Source organism: Nocardia sp. NPDC004278, from assembly GCF_053602975.1.
Genome location: NZ_JBSGEQ010000026.1, coordinates 75,196 through 89,407 on the forward strand (window position 1 = coordinate 75,196; position 14,212 = coordinate 89,407).

Genomic DNA, 14,212 nt, shown 5'->3' on the forward strand with positions numbered 1-14,212 from the left:
CCTCCGTCACTCAGCGCCTGTCGTCGACCGCGCGCCCGGAGTGAAGGTTACGGGCAGCGATACGACTCCACGGCTGATGGCGATGCTAGTGCCGCGTTCGATCGGCCCGGCCGCAGTGAAGTCAGGGATGCGTGCGAGAACCTGCTCGGTGGCGATCGTCATTTCGAGCCGTGCGAGGTGCTCACCCACGCAGCGGTGTGCGCCATGCCCGAACGCCACGTGCGGGATGGGTCCGCGATCGAGACGGAAGGTGCCGGGTTCCTCGAACTTCGCCGGATCAAGATTCGCTGCGCCCCATACGATGCCCACCTTGTCTCCTGCCGCTACGGGGCACCCTTCGACGGTGTGGTCCTCGGTGGCCGTGCGGCCCATCATCTGGATGGGAGACTCCAGCCGAAGGGCCTCTTCGACCGCTGTCGCAAGGAGCTCGGGTTGGTCGAGCAGAGTCCTCTTGATGTCGGGCTGGGTTGCGAGGATGGACAGGATCCCGGAGATGCCGTTGACGGTCGTCTCCTGTCCGGCAAGGACGACGGTCATCGACATCGCGACTGCCTCCTCGTGGCTGATGGTGGATCCGTCGATCGTCGCATTGGCGATCTGGGAGAGCAGGTCGGTCCGGTCAGTGCCCTCGGCGTCGGTGACGACTCGCTCGAGGTAAGCCATGAGGTCGCGGTTGGCGGCGACCTGCTGCTCCCGGTCCCCCGCCATCGCCGCGCGATTGATCTGATCGGTGAGGTGCACCATCATCGGCCCGTCGTCGGGTACGCCCATAATCGCGGCAATCACGGCCGGGGGGACGTGACGGGCGATCCGGACCAGATCGCCCTGGCCGGACTCGATGAAGCCGTCGATCACATTGTCGACGGCGGTGCGGATGTGGTCGCGCCAGGACGTGACCCGATCAGGCCGCAGCTCAGGCACAAGGCACCGGCGGTACTTCATGTGATTCGGCGGATCCAGCTCGATCGGGATCGCGACCTCCGTCTTGAGCGGTGGGATGGTCGCTCCATGGGAGGTCGTGAGGTGGGCGTTGTCGAGCGCGGCGCGGCGCACGGCCTCGTAGCCGATCACCGCCCACCAGTCGTAACCACCCAGCGGCACACCCGGCGCGACGTCACCGTGGAGATCGCGCGCGGCGGCGTAGGCCGAGGCGAGGTCCGGTGACGTCGTGGCCGCCGTCAGGTCCAGGGCAGGGCACTTCGAAGTATTCATGACGCGGCAGCACGCTCCGTTTCGCATGAGGGCTCAATGAAGCCCCGAATTTACGGAATGTGCATTTCATAGTCAATGAAAAATATTCTATAACCGTGTCGGCATGTGTATAGCGGCTGGTGTGGCAGTCCGACCTGCCCGCTCGAGTGCATGCTGCGCCTGCTCATACGACATCGGCGGTGGCGGCGGCCCGGCCGTGTGTGCTCGCCTCGACTTCAGCATGAGACCGGCGAAGGGGCGCAAGTTATACGTTCAACGGCTCCGGGTGTCACGACCGCTCCTTGGCAAGGACTGGCAATCCACGTCCGCAGGTGCGATGGCCTGGGCACGTGCCAAGGAGGTGAGGTTGTCAGTCTCGAGCATGTGCGGAAAGCTCATCGCCAGGAGTTCACACAGTCCGGCGTTGGACGCTTGGAATGTGCCCAGGCAGTACGCCAGCTCGGCGGCACCTTCCCGAAACATGGGCAATGGCCCGCACTTGTTCTACGTCCTCTCGTGGTGATTCTTCGCGGCGCCGGCTGTCGTCGGGTCCTTCTATCTGTTGTGCGACGAGCGGCGCACCGGTGAGCGGGGAGAGGGAGGCGAGAGCTCTTCGGGGGCTCAGGGGGCTGATCGGCCTTGATAGAAGGACGGCGGCCGCGCAGAAGAGGGTCGAGAAATAGGTGCGTCAACCGAGCGGTCGCGTACCGAGACGGTCCGTAGTTGGCCTTTCAGGGTGGCCAGGACGGTGCGGTAGCCGCGTTCGTCGGGGTTGGAGATGGCCTCGAAGGTGACGAAGAGCTGCACGCAGGGCTCGAGGTCGATGACCTTGTTCGAAGAGGGTGGATCACGCTCTCGGGGCAGTGCCGTCGGCTGAACCTCGATATGGCGCGGGCCGACCCGGCACATGCCACAGCCGCTTCCCGGCGGCGGCCTTGACGACGAGCGGGTAGGGCAACGCCCTGCACGGTGGCGACCAACGCGCCGCTCGGTGGATGGGTCGACGCTCTGAGGCGTTGGTACGCCGCCGCGCGGGCGGCCGCGATCGCACGGGCCTTGTTCCCTGGTCAGCTCCAGCACCTCGACCGAGTGCCCCGAAGGTGATGCCTTCCTGGGCACAGGCCTCGGCCAACGCCGGGTTCTCCGGCAACAGGAACCCGTAGCCCAGATAGATCGCGCCCGCGCCGGCTTGTACGGCGGCGACCGCGATCGCCTCGACGTCGAGGTAGGTACAGACGATGATCGAGCTCAGGCCTCATCGGCCTTCAGGCGGTGCTCGGACCCGCGGTCCTGGTACGGCTGGACGGCAATGGTCTTCGAGCCGAGCTCATAGGCGGCCGGAAAAGCTCGGATCGCGATCTCGCCGCTGTTTGCCACCAGGATTTCCGGAACATCGATGAGGTGTCGATTCCGGTGGTCCGGGGCATTACAGGCGGCTTGCCACGGAGATCTTGAGCAGCTCCGACGTACCCGCGAGGATGCGCATGCTGCGGTTGTTCGTGTACATGCGGGAGATCGGCTGTTCGTCTGCCAGACCGTGCGCACCCCAGAGCTGCACGCAACAATCGAGGATGCGAGCGCTGGTGTCCTGGGCGAACGCCTTGCAGGCCGCGGCCTCGAACGGCGTCGAAGTGTTGGTGCGGACCTTGTCGACCATCTGCCCGACCATGGCGTTGACCGCCTCGAGTTGGATGTACATCTCGGCCAGCTGCATCCGGGTGTTCTGGAGGTCGAAGAGGGGCTGACCGCCGGCGACGATCCGCTCCTTGGTGTAGTCGATCGTCATCTGCAGAGCAAGCTCGGCCTGGCCCAGGGCGCGGCCCGCGCAGTGGACCCGGTCGTTGGACATCGTCATCGAGAACATCTTGAGGGCCTCGCCCTCCTCGCCGATCAGGTGCCAGTCGGGGACCCGGACGTCGTCGAAGGACCATTCGCCCAGACCGGTGGCCGGCATTCCCATCATGTCGACGCGGGACTGGGTGAAACCCGGCGTACCGGAGGGAACGAGGAATGCGCTCAGCGACCTCTTGCCGCCGGTGGGGTCGGTCTTGGCGACGACGTAGGCCAGGTCTGCATGGTTGCCCGAGGAGATGAAGGTCTTTCTGCCGCTGATCACCCATTCGTCACCGTCGCGGCGCGCCGTCGTCCGGATGGCCTGGGAGTTGGTGCCGGCGTCGGGCTCGGTGAGTCCGAGTGACTGGATCGCGCCGTCGAGGATGAGCGGTGCCACATGCTGTTTGATGCGCTCGGAGGCCACCTCGAAGATCAGCTGGGTGACGTTGTCGGTCGTCATGACCGGCCCGAGGGTTCCGAAGCCGGGGGTGCGGCTGAGCTCGTGGCTGAGGATGAAGTTCATCAGCGGTCCCTGGCCCATGCCGCCGTACTCCTCAGGTACGCCGGTGGCGACGACTCCCGTGGCGGCGGCGCGACGGTGCAGCTCCTTGATGCTGAGCTCGCCGGAGGCGTACTTGTCCAGGTTCCGGTCGACCTCCCTGGTCATGAAGTCCCGGACCAGCTGGCGGTACTCCTCCTCATCCCCGGAGAAGAAGGTCCGTCGGTGGAGTGGGGTTCGACTTTTGCTTGTGGTGTGCTGGGTCACGCTGCTACCGTACTCGTTATAAGATATGTAATACAAGCGCCCTGCGGATGCTGATCAGGGGCCGTCCCGCAGGAAAGAGTGCAAGGAGTCTCCCGATGGATGAGCAGTCCCCGGCCTTCGCTACTACGTGGACCCGATTGGTCGGCGTGACCCATCCCGTCCTTCAGGACGGGATGGGGGGCGGCGCTCTGGGCACCGGCCGCTTGGCTGCGGCCGTCACCAACGCGGGCGGCCTCGGCAGCCTGAGCACACCTGGTCTGACCGGCGATCTTGCCGACCTCGAGCGTGCGATGCGGACCCAGTTCGAACAGGCGCTGAACCTGACCGACGGCCCGCTCGCGGTGAACTGCCCGGTCGGTACGACGGCGGGCGGCGAGGAGCGTCCCGCGGCGAAGCTGATGATCGACGTCATTCTCGACATCAAGAAGAGCGATCCCGTCGCCGGAGAGCAGGTGAAGGTCTTCACCAGCTCGGCCGGCTTGCCGAGCAAGGAGCTGGTCGCTCGCATTCACGATGCGGGTCTGATCTCGCAGCAGAAGATCGGCCACCCGCGGCACGCCGAGAAGGCGGTCGAGAACGGTGTCGATGTGATCATCGCGTCGGGCTTCGAGATGGGTGGTCACACCCTCAAGACGCCGATCACGACGACCGTCCTGGTCCCCGAGGTCCTGCGGAGGGTCGACGTGCCCGTTCTGGCCTCGGGTGGCTTCAAGGACGGCATCGGGCTCGCCGGAGCCCTCGGCATGGGTGCCGCGGGCATCGCCATGGGCACCCGATTCCTGGCCTCGCTCGAGAACGACTGGCACGACAACTACATCGAGCGGATCCTCGCCGCCGACATTGCGGAGTCGATCGTTATGCCGGGTGTGTACGGGCCATGCCGTTACCTCGACGGCAAGGCGGTCGGCGAGCTTACCGAGCTCCTCTCGAACGGAACCATGTCGGAGGAGGAGCTGACGAACTGGAAGGCCGAGCACGCCTTCATGGCCCAGCGTGACGGCGATGTCGCCAACGGGCTGACTGCGGCCGGCATGGTCGGCGGCTTCATCGGCGAGCGGCTGCCGGTGGCGGCCATCGTGGGGGAGATCGTGTCCGAGGCCCGAAAGCGCGTGCAGGCCGTCGCGGGACTCCTTGCGGTCTCCTGACTTTCCGGTTCCGCGCAACCGGACCCACACCAATGATCGCAGGCGGACGATCCGCTGGGCAGAGAGGCAGAGTAGATGCTGACCGAAGAAGAGAACCTCGCCGTCACCCAGGTCGAGGGCGATGCCGTCATGGCGTGCCTGATGGAGCGTTACTGGCTCCCGGTCACCCGGGGCCAGGAGCTCGAGGTCGATGGTGCGCCGCAGCGCGTCCGCATCCTGGGGCGCAACCTCGTCGCGTTTCGTAACACGCGTGGAGAGGTCGGCGTGCTCGACGAGTACTGCCCGCACCGGGGTGCGTCACTCGCGCTCGCGCGCAATGAGAACTGTGCGCTTCAGTGCCTGTACCACGGCTGGCGCATCGCAGCCGACGGTGAGATCGTCGAGACGCCCAGCGAGCCCGAGGGCAGCACCTTCCGCGATCGCATTCGCGCCAACGCCTATCCTGTCTGGGAGGCTGGCGGCCTGGTGTGGGCCTACCTCGGCCCCAAGGAGTACGAGCCGGAGAAGCCCGCGTTCGACTTCACCGAGCTGCCCGATGACCAGGTGATGATCATCAAGGGCGTGGAGTACTGCAACTGGCTCCAGTGCCTCGAGGGTGCCGTCGACTCCGCTCACCTCAACTGGCTGCACACCAACATCACACGTCCGGACTGGCTCACGCACGCCTCCGACGGCCCGGGCTCCGGCGGCGAACTGCTCGCCAACCTGACCCCACAGGCGCCGAGGCTAGAGGCACAGACGACGTCATACGGATTCCGGTACGGCGCCATCCGACCGGTGCCCGGTGACCAGGGCTCGAAGTACATCCGTGCGACCGAGTTCGTGATGCCATTCCATTCCAACTTCCCGGGCGCTGCCGGGCACTGGGCGCACCACCAGGCGTTCGTTCCGATCGACGACCACAACTGCATGTTCTTCTACATCCAGTACAAGACCGACGGCGTGGCCATCCCCGAGGAGGACCGGCCGAAGATGCTGGAGTTCGCCGGCGTCGACACCGATAGCCAGCAGCACGGCCGCGAGACTGACCGGGTCCTGCCGTCGGCCGAGAATGTCTGGCTGCAGGACCGCGAGGCCATGAAGAACGGCACGAGCTTCTCGGGCCTGCGGGGTATCAACAACGAGGACTTCGTGGTGCAGGAGAGCATGGGTCCGATCTACGACCGGACCCGTGAGCACCTCGGCATGAGCGACGTCGCCGTCATCCGGCTGCGTCGCTTGCTTCTGGAGTCCCTGCGTGCCCTCGCCGTGGGCGAGGCGCCTGCCGGGCTGGGTGAGCCGGTGCCGTACCCCGTACTCCGCGGCGGCGAGGGCATTATCCCGCTCTCCGAGGACTGGTGGAGCGTCCTCGCGAGCGAGGCTGGCTCGGCGTCATGACGCTGCCCAGCATCCCGGACCCGGGAATCGATCCGTGGGACCCGCTCAGCCGGGTGTCGATCGGGATCATGGTCGACAAGGCGCGGGAATCGGTGATGGTCGAGCGGCGGGCCGGTCGGGAGCCGGAGGTACTCAAGATCAGCCCCGAGGCGCACCGGCTCCTCCGCTACGTCAAGCGCTTCGAGGTCCAGGCCGGCCGCGACATGGCGCTGCTCGGCAAGCGGGTCCAAGTGGACGATGCGTTGCACGACGACGACGTCACCACGGAACTAACGAAAGAAGGATGAAGAAATGCCGTTTGTGATCGGCGATGGCTGCGTGGACGTGAAGGACCGCAGCTGCATCGGTTTCTGTCCGGTCGACTGCATCTACGAGGGTGGGCGCAAGCTCTATATCAACCCCGACGAGTGCATCGACTGCGGAGCATGCGAGTCGGCATGCCCGATGAACGCGATCTTCTACGATGCGACGATCCACGCGGGTCAGGAGGCCCACGTGGAGGCCAACCGGGCCTTCTTCGCCGAGCTCGGTACACCGGGCGGAGCCAAGCGCGTGGGGCCGCAGACCTGGGACGTGATCCCGGATGGCCATGACACCGTCTGAGGAGGGGGCTGCTGACGTCGGCCGTCACGTGGCCGTCATCGGCGCGGGGCCCAGCGGTGTCTATGCGGCCGAGGACATGGCGACCCGGCTCGGGTGGTCGGTCGACGTCATCGATCGGCTGCCCACGCCCTACGGGCTGCTGCGCTACGGCGTCGCGCCGGACCACATGAAGATGAAGTCCCTGGCTAGGGCCCTCGAGCGGGTCTTTGCGCATTCGAACGTGCGCTTCTTCGGCAACGTCGAGGTCGGGCGGGACATCCGGGTGGAGGAGTTGCGTGCCCGGTACGACGCCGTGATCTATGCCGTGGGTGCTCCGGGGCACCGGCGACTCGGCGTCCCCGGGGAGGACCTCATCGGCGTACAGCCGGCCACCGACCTGGTGGCCTGGTACAGCGGGCACCCTGACGCGGCGGCGCCGCCGGATCTGTCGGCGGCACGTTCAGCTGTCGTGATCGGTGCCGGCAACGTCGCCCTCGATGTGGCCCGCCTGCTGGCAAAGTCGGCTCATGAGCTGCTTCCCACGGATGTGCCCGGGGACGTCATCGAGGCGCTGGAGCGCAGTGCCCTCACTGATATCCACATCGTGTGCCGTCGTGGTCCTGCCGATGTGAAGTTCACGTACAAGGAGCTCGCGGAGATGGGCGAGCTCGAGAACGCCGACGTCGTCGTGCATGCTGGCGAATACTCGCTCGACTCCGAGGGAGTGATGGGCGCGCAGGCCACGATCATCGACCTGTTCCGTCAGTGGGCGGAGCGGGAGTCGGGTAGGCGGAAGTCGCGGACGGTGCACTTCCACTTCGGGCTCCGGCCCGAGCGGGTGAACGGCACCAGGGGCGTCGAGGCCATCACCTTCGGGTCCGCCGGCGGTGACCAGGTGATTCCGGTCGATCTGGTCGTCACGGCGATCGGAAGCTTCGGCCGCGCGATGGTCGACGTCGACTTCGATGCGGGGCGCGGCGTCATTCCACACCTCGACGGGCGGGTTCAACCGCCGAGCCCCGGCCTCAGCGGCGAGTACGTCGTGGGCTGGATCAAACGGGGGCCCTCCGGTGTCATCGGGACGAACAAGGCCGATGCCATCAACACTGTCGCAACGGTCGTGGCGGATCTCGAGGCCGCCGTGGACACAGTGCCGCATGCTGTGACGCGCCCATTCGGCGAGGACGAGTTCGGAAGTGCGGTCCTGTGGGACGGCTGGCTCGGGATCGACCGTGCGGAGATCGCCGGGGGCGCTGCCCGCGGCGCTGCCCGGGTGAAGATGGCGACCTGGGATCAGCTATTGGCGTCGGCCGGCGCTACTCGCGGCGACGCCCGGTCATGACCCGGCGATCCCGTCCGTTCCTATAAGATGTATCCGTGGTGGCGACATGGGCGACTAAGACAGATGCGGCATACGCATGGCTACGGGGCCAGATCCTGGATGGCAGCCTGCCGCCTGGATCGGCACTCGACCAGGAGCGCATCACGCTCGAGCTCGGGCTCTCGACCACGCCTCTGCGTGAGGCCCTCCGCCGGCTCGAGGCGGAGGGCTTGCTGACCCAGATCGCCCACCGCGAGATGCGGGTTCCACCGCTGACCAAGAAGGAAATTCGAGACACCTACGACATTCGCCTGCAGCTGGACCCGTACGCCGCAAAGATCGGCGCGGCGCGGGCGAGCCAGGAGATTCGTGACCAGGTGGTTGGCTTGCGTGAGTTCCGTCCTGGCGCCACCATTCCCGAGATGGTGGCCCAACACAAGGCGGTGCACCGCTTGATGTACGCCGCCGCGGACAACCAGCCGCTGACCGATCTGCTGGACACGCTGTGGGACCGGTCGGGCCGCTACATCGCGATCCTCCTGAAAGAGGCGTCCGAACTCCGGCTGGAGCACTACCGTGACGTCGTCAATGCATTCGTTGCGGCTGACTCGGCGACGGTTGCACGGTTGCTCAAGGCCTCGCTTGTCGAGTCGCGCGACGCGCTCGTCGCGCGACTCGATGGGTGAGCGGGCCGCTACCTCCCGATCCTGCTGCGGGAGGCGTCTGAACTCCGGGCCCGAGCACAAAGCGTGCCGTCCTCGACACATGTCGAGGACGGCACGCTTTTGTTGTTGCGGTCCAGGCGATGCGCCTCGTACCGCTGGTCAAGACCTCGCTTGTCGAGCCGCGCGGTTCTTTCGTCTCGCGGCTCGACAAGCGACGGCTCACCAGTTCGTGTCGTCGAGGGCGACCGCCCGTGCCTCCATCAGCGCTGCGATGTCCTCGCCGTCGTAGCCGATTTCGCGCAGCACCTCCTCGGTGAACTGGCCGGGGGTCGGCGCGGACGCCTGGCTCGGGGTCACAGCTGCGCCGACGTTCACCAACGTGCCGAACCAGCCGGTGACAACGCCGTAGCGCGGGTCGTCGGCGGTAGTCACCACGCCGCACGCACGTGCCCCGGCGTCGGTGCGAACGATCGGCCATCCGTCTGCTGCAACGCGCACCGACCACACTCCGCGCCCGTCAAGCCGTGTGACCAGGTCGTCGGTGGCGCGGCGGGATACGGCGTCCGCGACGGCGGCCACCACCTCCGCGTCCCAGGCGGCCCGGTTCGCTTGCGGCGACACTGCGAGCTCCTCGAGGACGGCCGCTCCGGCGGCTTCGGTGCGGGCAGCAACGGCAATCCAGCCGTCGGCCGTCCGCCAGAAGCGCTCCCACGGGTGGAAGCCCGTCTGGGTGTGATCGACAACGATGCCGGAGTGGCGCTGACCGTCGGCGTCCTCCAGGACATCGGCTAGGAGGAACAGCGAGGTACGGAGCAGATCAACCTCGGCCTCCATCGCCCGCCCCGTCTCGGCCTGCTCCTCGAGCGCGATGAGGACGGCGAGCGCGCCCATGCCTGCGGTGGCGAAGTCGACGATGTTCGAGCGGCACAGTTCCGGCATGCCGATCGGGCCGCTGGCGCGTCGGGCGAGCCCGGCGAGCGACTGGAAGATGAAGTCGAACCCGGTGGCGGCGGCGCGAGGGCCGTGCTGGCCATAGCCGCTGGTCTGCAGGCTGACAAGGCCGGGATTGGCGACCCGTAGATCGGCCGGTGAGATGCCCAGCCGGTCGGCGACGCCGACGCGAAAGTTGTGGGCTGCTACGTGCGAACGACCGATAAGGCGGCGTACGACGGAGAGGCCGGCCTCGGACTTCAGGTCGACTCGGATGCCGCGCTTGCCACGGTTCGAGACCAGAATGCTCCGGTACGTCGTCACCGGGCGGGGGTTCTCGACCGGTTCGACCCAGACGACATCAGCACCGAGATCGCGCAGGATACGGGTGCTCATCGGCCCGGCGACGAAGGTCCCGAAGTCGACGACCCGCAGCCCCTTCAGCGGTTGCCCCTCGTCGGACGAGGCCTGCCAGGAGGGCTCAATCGGGTCCGAGGCCGCAACGACGCTCAGCGGTACGCCGACCCGGCGGCCCCCCTGTCCGTCGCTCTCGAGGATCCCGCTGGCCCTCACCTGCTCGTCATCCCAGGCATCGCCGGGATTGTTGACGAACTCGACGCCGACCCCAGCGGCCGCCAGGATCCGCGCCACTTCAGCGCGGTCGTGGCGGGCGATGGCCGGTGCGATGACGTCGTAGGGCGCGTAGTAGTTGCGCAGCCCACCGTTCGGGTTGGGCGCTCCGGAGTGGTTGGGGTCGACCTCCTCGTCGATCCCGAGGGCGGAGTACAGGCGGGCGAGCGCACCGCGTACTCCCAAGACCAGCTGAATCCATTCGCCGTCTGCGCACGGGAATACGAGTTGTTGGACGCCGCGTGGCTGGTACAGATCGAACTTCGGTGCTGGTCGTTCGGCGTCCATCCACAGCGAGGGGAAGATCAGTGCGAGCCCCTGGAACAGGGTCGTGCCGACCAGTTGCCCTCTTCCGGTGGTGCGTCGTTGTAGGAGCGCGGCCCAGGTGCCACAGAGCGCGAGCAACGCGGCGCCGTACGTCGCCGGCTGCTGGCCATAGAAGAACGCGCGGTCTGCGTGCTGCTCCGAGGCGATCCCTGAACGGGCCTGGACGAGGAGCTCGACCGCCGGGAAGCCTGGGTCGCCTGGCCAGCCGGTGATTTCCACGACCACGAGGTGCGGGTGGAGTGAGCGGAGGTCGTTGGCCGACCAGGGCGGGGCCACGTCGGGATCGGCCACCCCGCCGAGCAGGACGACGTCGGAGGTCCGGAGGAGCATCGGGAGCTCGTCGCGGGTCGCGGTCGACTCCCACGGCTCCCAGCTGTCGACGTACGGGTAGCTTTCCTTGATCCTGGTCGGCTGACCGACCCGGATGACGGTGGCGCCGAGTCGGCGCATCAACGCGGCCGCCACAGTCGTGGCGAGGTCGTCCCCGGCGTCGAGCACAGTAAGTTTCTCGGCGCTTCTGAGCGTCATATGTCGATCCTTCTCATCCAATTGCACCCTATGCAATGACAAACAATGACATGTAGGTTATAACTTATAGATCACATGAGCCGAGAGGAGAGGCGATGACGGGCCAGGAGGGCACCGACGTCGGAGTCCGGAGTGCTGGATTGTCGAGCGCCACGTTGCATGAGGCAGCGGGGCGGGTCGGTGCGCTGCCGGCAGTGATTCGCCCGGTTCACCCGGACTTCGAGCTTCGTGGTCCGGCGTACCCGGTCGCGTGCACGCCGGGGCACAACCTTTGGATCCACCGCGCCGTGTACGCGGCGCCGGCCGGATCGATCCTGGTGGTGAACGTCGGCGACGGTGTCGACTACGGATATTGGGGAGAGGTCCTGGCCGTCGCCGCTGTTGCACGCGGACTGCGCGGTCTCGTCATCAACGGCGGCGTCCGCGACGCGACCCAGCTCGCGGCGATGAACTTCCCCGTATTCAGCGCTGCGGTGACCCTTCGCGGCACCGGCAAGGACCCGCGGGGTGCCGGCAGTTTGGGCGAGCCGGTCGCGATCGGTGAGGTGACGGTCCACGCGGGTGACCTGGTCGTCGGCGACGCGGATGGCGTCGTGGTCATTCCGGCCGAGCGTGTCGCCGAGGTGGTCGCCGCGTCGCACCGCCGTGAGGCGGACGAGGCGGCGTACATGGACCGGCTCCGTGCCGGTGAGAGCACCATGGCGATCTACGGCCTGCCGGAGGTCACGTCGTGAACAGTGACGAATGGCGTGCCGAGGTGCGGCAGTTCCTGGACGAGGCGCTGAGCGCAGGCCGCTTCCGGCCCGCGGTCGACAATTGGGTCCAGGGCATCGACCCCGACTTCAGTCGCGAGCTCGCGGATCGCGGGTGGGTGGGCATGGCGGTGCCGAAAGAGTACGGCGGCCGGGGGGAGAGCGCCCTGCGTCGCTGGGTCGTCACCGACGAGCTGCTCGCCGCCGGCGCCCCGGTCGCGGCGCACTGGATCGGCGACCGGCAGATCGCGCCGAGCCTGCTGCGGCACGGCACCGAGGCGCAGAAGCAGAAGTATCTGCCGGGCATCGCCAGTGGCGAGCTGTTCTTCGCCCTCGGGATGAGCGAGTCCGAGGCGGGTTCCGACCTCGCCGCGATCAAGACCCGCGCCGTTCGTGACGGCGCTGGCTGGCGGCTGTCCGGGGCGAAGCTGTGGACCTCGCACGCCCAGATCGCACACGCGGTGCTGGTCCTCGCGCGCACCGAGCCCGTCGGCGACAGCCGGCATGCCGGCATGAGCCAGTTCCTCGTGGACATCGATACCCCGGGCGTGACCGTGCGGCCGATCCGCACGATCGATGGCAAGGCGCACTTCAACGAGCTGATATTCGATGACGTACTGCTTGCGCCGGAGGCGCTGCTCGGTGCCGAAGGTGCCGGGTGGAGCCAGGTGACTGCCGAGCTGGCCTACGAGCGGAGCGGTCCCGAGCGGATCGAGAGCACCGTGCCGCTGCTGCTTGCGTGGGGGCGCACGATCGAGGCCTCCGACCAGCGGTCACGTGAGGAGTTCGCCGGGTTGATGGCCCGGCTCGCGGTGCTGCGGCACATGTCTTTCGGGATTGCGCAACAGCTCGACCGCGGCCAGGTGCCCGACACCGACGCCGCGATGGTCAAGGCGCTCGGCGGTGACTTCGAGCAGCAGGTCGTCTCGGTGGTGTCCCGGCTCGCCGGCTGTCAGCCGTCCTTCACCGCGGAGCGGAGCCTTGCGGACCACCTGGCCTACGCCATCACGCACGCCCCGACGTTCACGATCCGGGGTGGCGCCAGTGACATCTTGCGAGGCATTGTCGCGAAAGGAGTCGGTCTGCGATGACACCGGAAGAACAGGAGGAGCTGCTCGTCCTGGGCCGCACGGTCGACGAGGTTTTGGCGGCCGCCGGCGACGAGGTAACGCCGGAGGAAGCCTGGGAGGCCCTGGCCGAGCTCGGAATGACCGCCGTCGGGCTACCCGAGGAGCTGGGCGGCAGTGGTGGTGACGTCGTGCAGGCAGCCGCCGTCCTCCGCGCCGTTGCCTACCGTTGCGCGCCGGCCCCGGTGGCCGAGTCCGCATGGGGAGGCTCCTGGCTGCTGGCTCGAGCCGGCCTGCCGGTGCCGGAGTGCCCTGCAGTAGCGCTGTGGGTGGGCGCTGACGTGGAGGTGGCCAGCTCGGGGGGAACGACCCGTATCCGCGGAACCGTCCGAGCCGTGGCGGGCGCACGCTGCGCCGACCTGCTGGTGGTCGCCGTACCGAACGAGGCGGGCGCCGCTCTCGTTCGATTGACCACCGACAACGTCACCCTGGTGCCCGGAGCAGACCTGGCTGGCCTCCCGCTCGACGACGTCTGCCTGGACGTCGAGGTCCTCGACGCCGAACTCGTCGCGGTGCCGGTGACCCGCGACGACTTCGACCTACGGGTCGCTGTGGCGCGCCTCGTCCAGATCACGGGTGCGGCAGCCAGGGCGGCCGACCTGGTGCTCGACCACGTGCGCACCCGGGAACAGTTCGGGCGACCGCTCGCTCGGTTCCAGGTCGTCCAGGGGCGAGCAGCCACCATTGCATCGTCGACGAGGCTGCTGGATGCCGCTGCCGATCTCGCTGTCGAGTCGATCGCCTCGATCGACCGCCCGGATGGCGACGAAGCCGACCTGCGGGCAGCACGGTTGCGCGCCGTGCTCGCGGTCGCGACGGCGTACGACGCGGTCGGTGAGGTGGCCGCGCACAGCCACCAGTTGCTGGGGGCGATGGGTTTCACGACGGAACACCCGCTCTACCGCAGCACGACACGCATGTGGTCCTGGCGCGAGGAAGCCGGTGGCCAGCGACGCTGGCTTGCCCAAGCGGCCGAGGCCCTCCTGGCCGATCAGGGCCGCGACGCCTGGGCTCAATTGGCCGATCGATGAGGAGCTC

At 67.5% G+C, this 14,212-nt stretch carries 12 protein-coding genes and 1 pseudogene; 9 read left to right on the forward strand and 4 right to left on the reverse strand.

Features of this window, described 5'->3' with window-relative positions; genetic code table 11:
• Positions 1-6: 6 nt before the first annotated feature.
• The 3 genes and pseudogenes from ACWEO2_RS31670 to ACWEO2_RS31680 all read right to left on the reverse strand — a co-directional run bounded on the left by ACWEO2_RS31670 (position 7) and on the right by ACWEO2_RS31680 (position 3,790).
• Positions 7-1,212, reverse strand: coding sequence for a cytochrome P450 (locus ACWEO2_RS31670; RefSeq protein ID WP_452408695.1), 1,206 nt, complete (start codon positions 1,210-1,212; stop codon positions 7-9).
• Positions 1,213-2,215: 1,003 nt separating this feature from the next.
• Positions 2,216-2,589, reverse strand: a pseudogene (locus ACWEO2_RS31675) (biotin carboxylase N-terminal domain-containing protein); the annotation flags it as partial.
• Between the two features lie 28 nt (positions 2,590-2,617).
• Positions 2,618-3,790 (reverse strand): acyl-CoA dehydrogenase family protein, encoded by a 1,173-nt coding sequence (locus ACWEO2_RS31680; protein ID WP_452408696.1) that lies wholly within the window; start codon positions 3,788-3,790, stop codon positions 2,618-2,620.
• 95 nt (positions 3,791-3,885) lie between these two features.
• On the opposite strand from ACWEO2_RS31680, the gene ACWEO2_RS31685 reads away from it, so the two are divergent.
• From ACWEO2_RS31685 to ACWEO2_RS31710, 6 genes are all read left to right on the forward strand, one after another.
• On the forward strand, positions 3,886-4,935 hold the full coding sequence (locus tag ACWEO2_RS31685) for an NAD(P)H-dependent flavin oxidoreductase (protein WP_452408697.1): 1,050 nt from the start codon (positions 3,886-3,888) through the stop codon (positions 4,933-4,935).
• Positions 4,936-5,010: 75 nt separating this feature from the next.
• On the forward strand, positions 5,011-6,312 hold the full coding sequence (locus tag ACWEO2_RS31690; protein ID WP_452408698.1) for a Rieske 2Fe-2S domain-containing protein: 1,302 nt from the start codon (positions 5,011-5,013) through the stop codon (positions 6,310-6,312).
• Positions 6,309-6,599 carry a hypothetical protein gene (locus tag ACWEO2_RS31695; RefSeq protein ID WP_452408699.1) on the forward strand — a complete coding sequence of 97 codons (291 nt, stop codon included), beginning with the start codon at positions 6,309-6,311 and terminating at the stop codon, positions 6,597-6,599. Before ACWEO2_RS31690 ends, ACWEO2_RS31695 begins: the two co-directional genes overlap by 4 nt.
• 4 nt (positions 6,600-6,603) lie before the next feature.
• Positions 6,604-6,915 carry a ferredoxin gene (fdxA, locus tag ACWEO2_RS31700; RefSeq protein WP_452408700.1) on the forward strand — a complete coding sequence of 104 codons (312 nt, stop codon included), beginning with the start codon at positions 6,604-6,606 and terminating at the stop codon, positions 6,913-6,915.
• Positions 6,902-8,236, forward strand: a complete 1,335-nt coding sequence (locus ACWEO2_RS31705; protein WP_452408701.1) for an FAD-dependent oxidoreductase — start codon at positions 6,902-6,904, stop codon at positions 8,234-8,236. Before fdxA ends, ACWEO2_RS31705 begins: the two co-directional genes overlap by 14 nt.
• A 35-nt stretch (positions 8,237-8,271) precedes the next feature.
• Positions 8,272-8,901, forward strand: coding sequence for a GntR family transcriptional regulator (locus tag ACWEO2_RS31710; RefSeq protein ID WP_354960742.1), 630 nt, complete (start codon positions 8,272-8,274; stop codon positions 8,899-8,901).
• Positions 8,902-9,099: 198 nt separating this feature from the next.
• Here the strand turns inward: ACWEO2_RS31710 and ACWEO2_RS31715 are convergent, their stop codons facing one another.
• Positions 9,100-11,295 carry a CoA transferase gene (locus tag ACWEO2_RS31715; RefSeq protein ID WP_452408702.1) on the reverse strand — a complete coding sequence of 732 codons (2,196 nt, stop codon included), beginning with the start codon at positions 11,293-11,295 and terminating at the stop codon, positions 9,100-9,102.
• A 95-nt stretch (positions 11,296-11,390) separates the two neighbouring features.
• Here ACWEO2_RS31715 and ACWEO2_RS31720 point away from each other — a divergent pair, with 95 nt between their 5' ends.
• The 3 genes from ACWEO2_RS31720 to ACWEO2_RS31730 are packed head-to-tail and all read left to right on the forward strand — an operon-like array spanning position 11,391 to position 14,205.
• The gene (locus tag ACWEO2_RS31720; protein WP_354960740.1) at positions 11,391-12,029 is read left to right on the forward strand and encodes an RraA family protein; all 639 of its coding nucleotides are present in this window, start codon (positions 11,391-11,393) and stop codon (positions 12,027-12,029) included.
• Positions 12,026-13,138, forward strand: a complete 1,113-nt coding sequence (locus ACWEO2_RS31725) for an acyl-CoA dehydrogenase family protein (RefSeq protein WP_452408703.1) — start codon at positions 12,026-12,028, stop codon at positions 13,136-13,138. The genes ACWEO2_RS31720 and ACWEO2_RS31725 overlap by 4 nt, the downstream gene beginning before the upstream one ends.
• Positions 13,135-14,205, forward strand: coding sequence for an acyl-CoA dehydrogenase family protein (locus tag ACWEO2_RS31730; RefSeq protein WP_452408704.1), 1,071 nt, complete (start codon positions 13,135-13,137; stop codon positions 14,203-14,205). The genes ACWEO2_RS31725 and ACWEO2_RS31730 overlap by 4 nt, the downstream gene beginning before the upstream one ends.
• Positions 14,206-14,212 lie beyond the last annotated feature (7 nt).

Coding starts and splice junctions, on each gene's coding strand:
- ACWEO2_RS31720 (WP_354960740.1), top strand. CDS start 11,391: ATGACGGGCCAGGAGGGCACCGACGTCGGAGTCCGGAGTGCTGGATTG.
- ACWEO2_RS31695 (WP_452408699.1), top strand. CDS start 6,309: ATGACGCTGCCCAGCATCCCGGACCCGGGAATCGATCCGTGGGACCCG.
- ACWEO2_RS31690 (WP_452408698.1), top strand. CDS start 5,011: ATGCTGACCGAAGAAGAGAACCTCGCCGTCACCCAGGTCGAGGGCGAT.
- ACWEO2_RS31715 (WP_452408702.1), bottom strand. CDS start 11,295: ATGACGCTCAGAAGCGCCGAGAAACTTACTGTGCTCGACGCCGGGGAC.
- ACWEO2_RS31730 (WP_452408704.1), top strand. CDS start 13,135: ATGACACCGGAAGAACAGGAGGAGCTGCTCGTCCTGGGCCGCACGGTC.
- ACWEO2_RS31705 (WP_452408701.1), top strand. CDS start 6,902: ATGACACCGTCTGAGGAGGGGGCTGCTGACGTCGGCCGTCACGTGGCC.
- ACWEO2_RS31670 (WP_452408695.1), bottom strand. CDS start 1,212: ATGAATACTTCGAAGTGCCCTGCCCTGGACCTGACGGCGGCCACGACG.
- ACWEO2_RS31685 (WP_452408697.1), top strand. CDS start 3,886: ATGGATGAGCAGTCCCCGGCCTTCGCTACTACGTGGACCCGATTGGTC.
- fdxA (WP_452408700.1), top strand. CDS start 6,604: ATGCCGTTTGTGATCGGCGATGGCTGCGTGGACGTGAAGGACCGCAGC.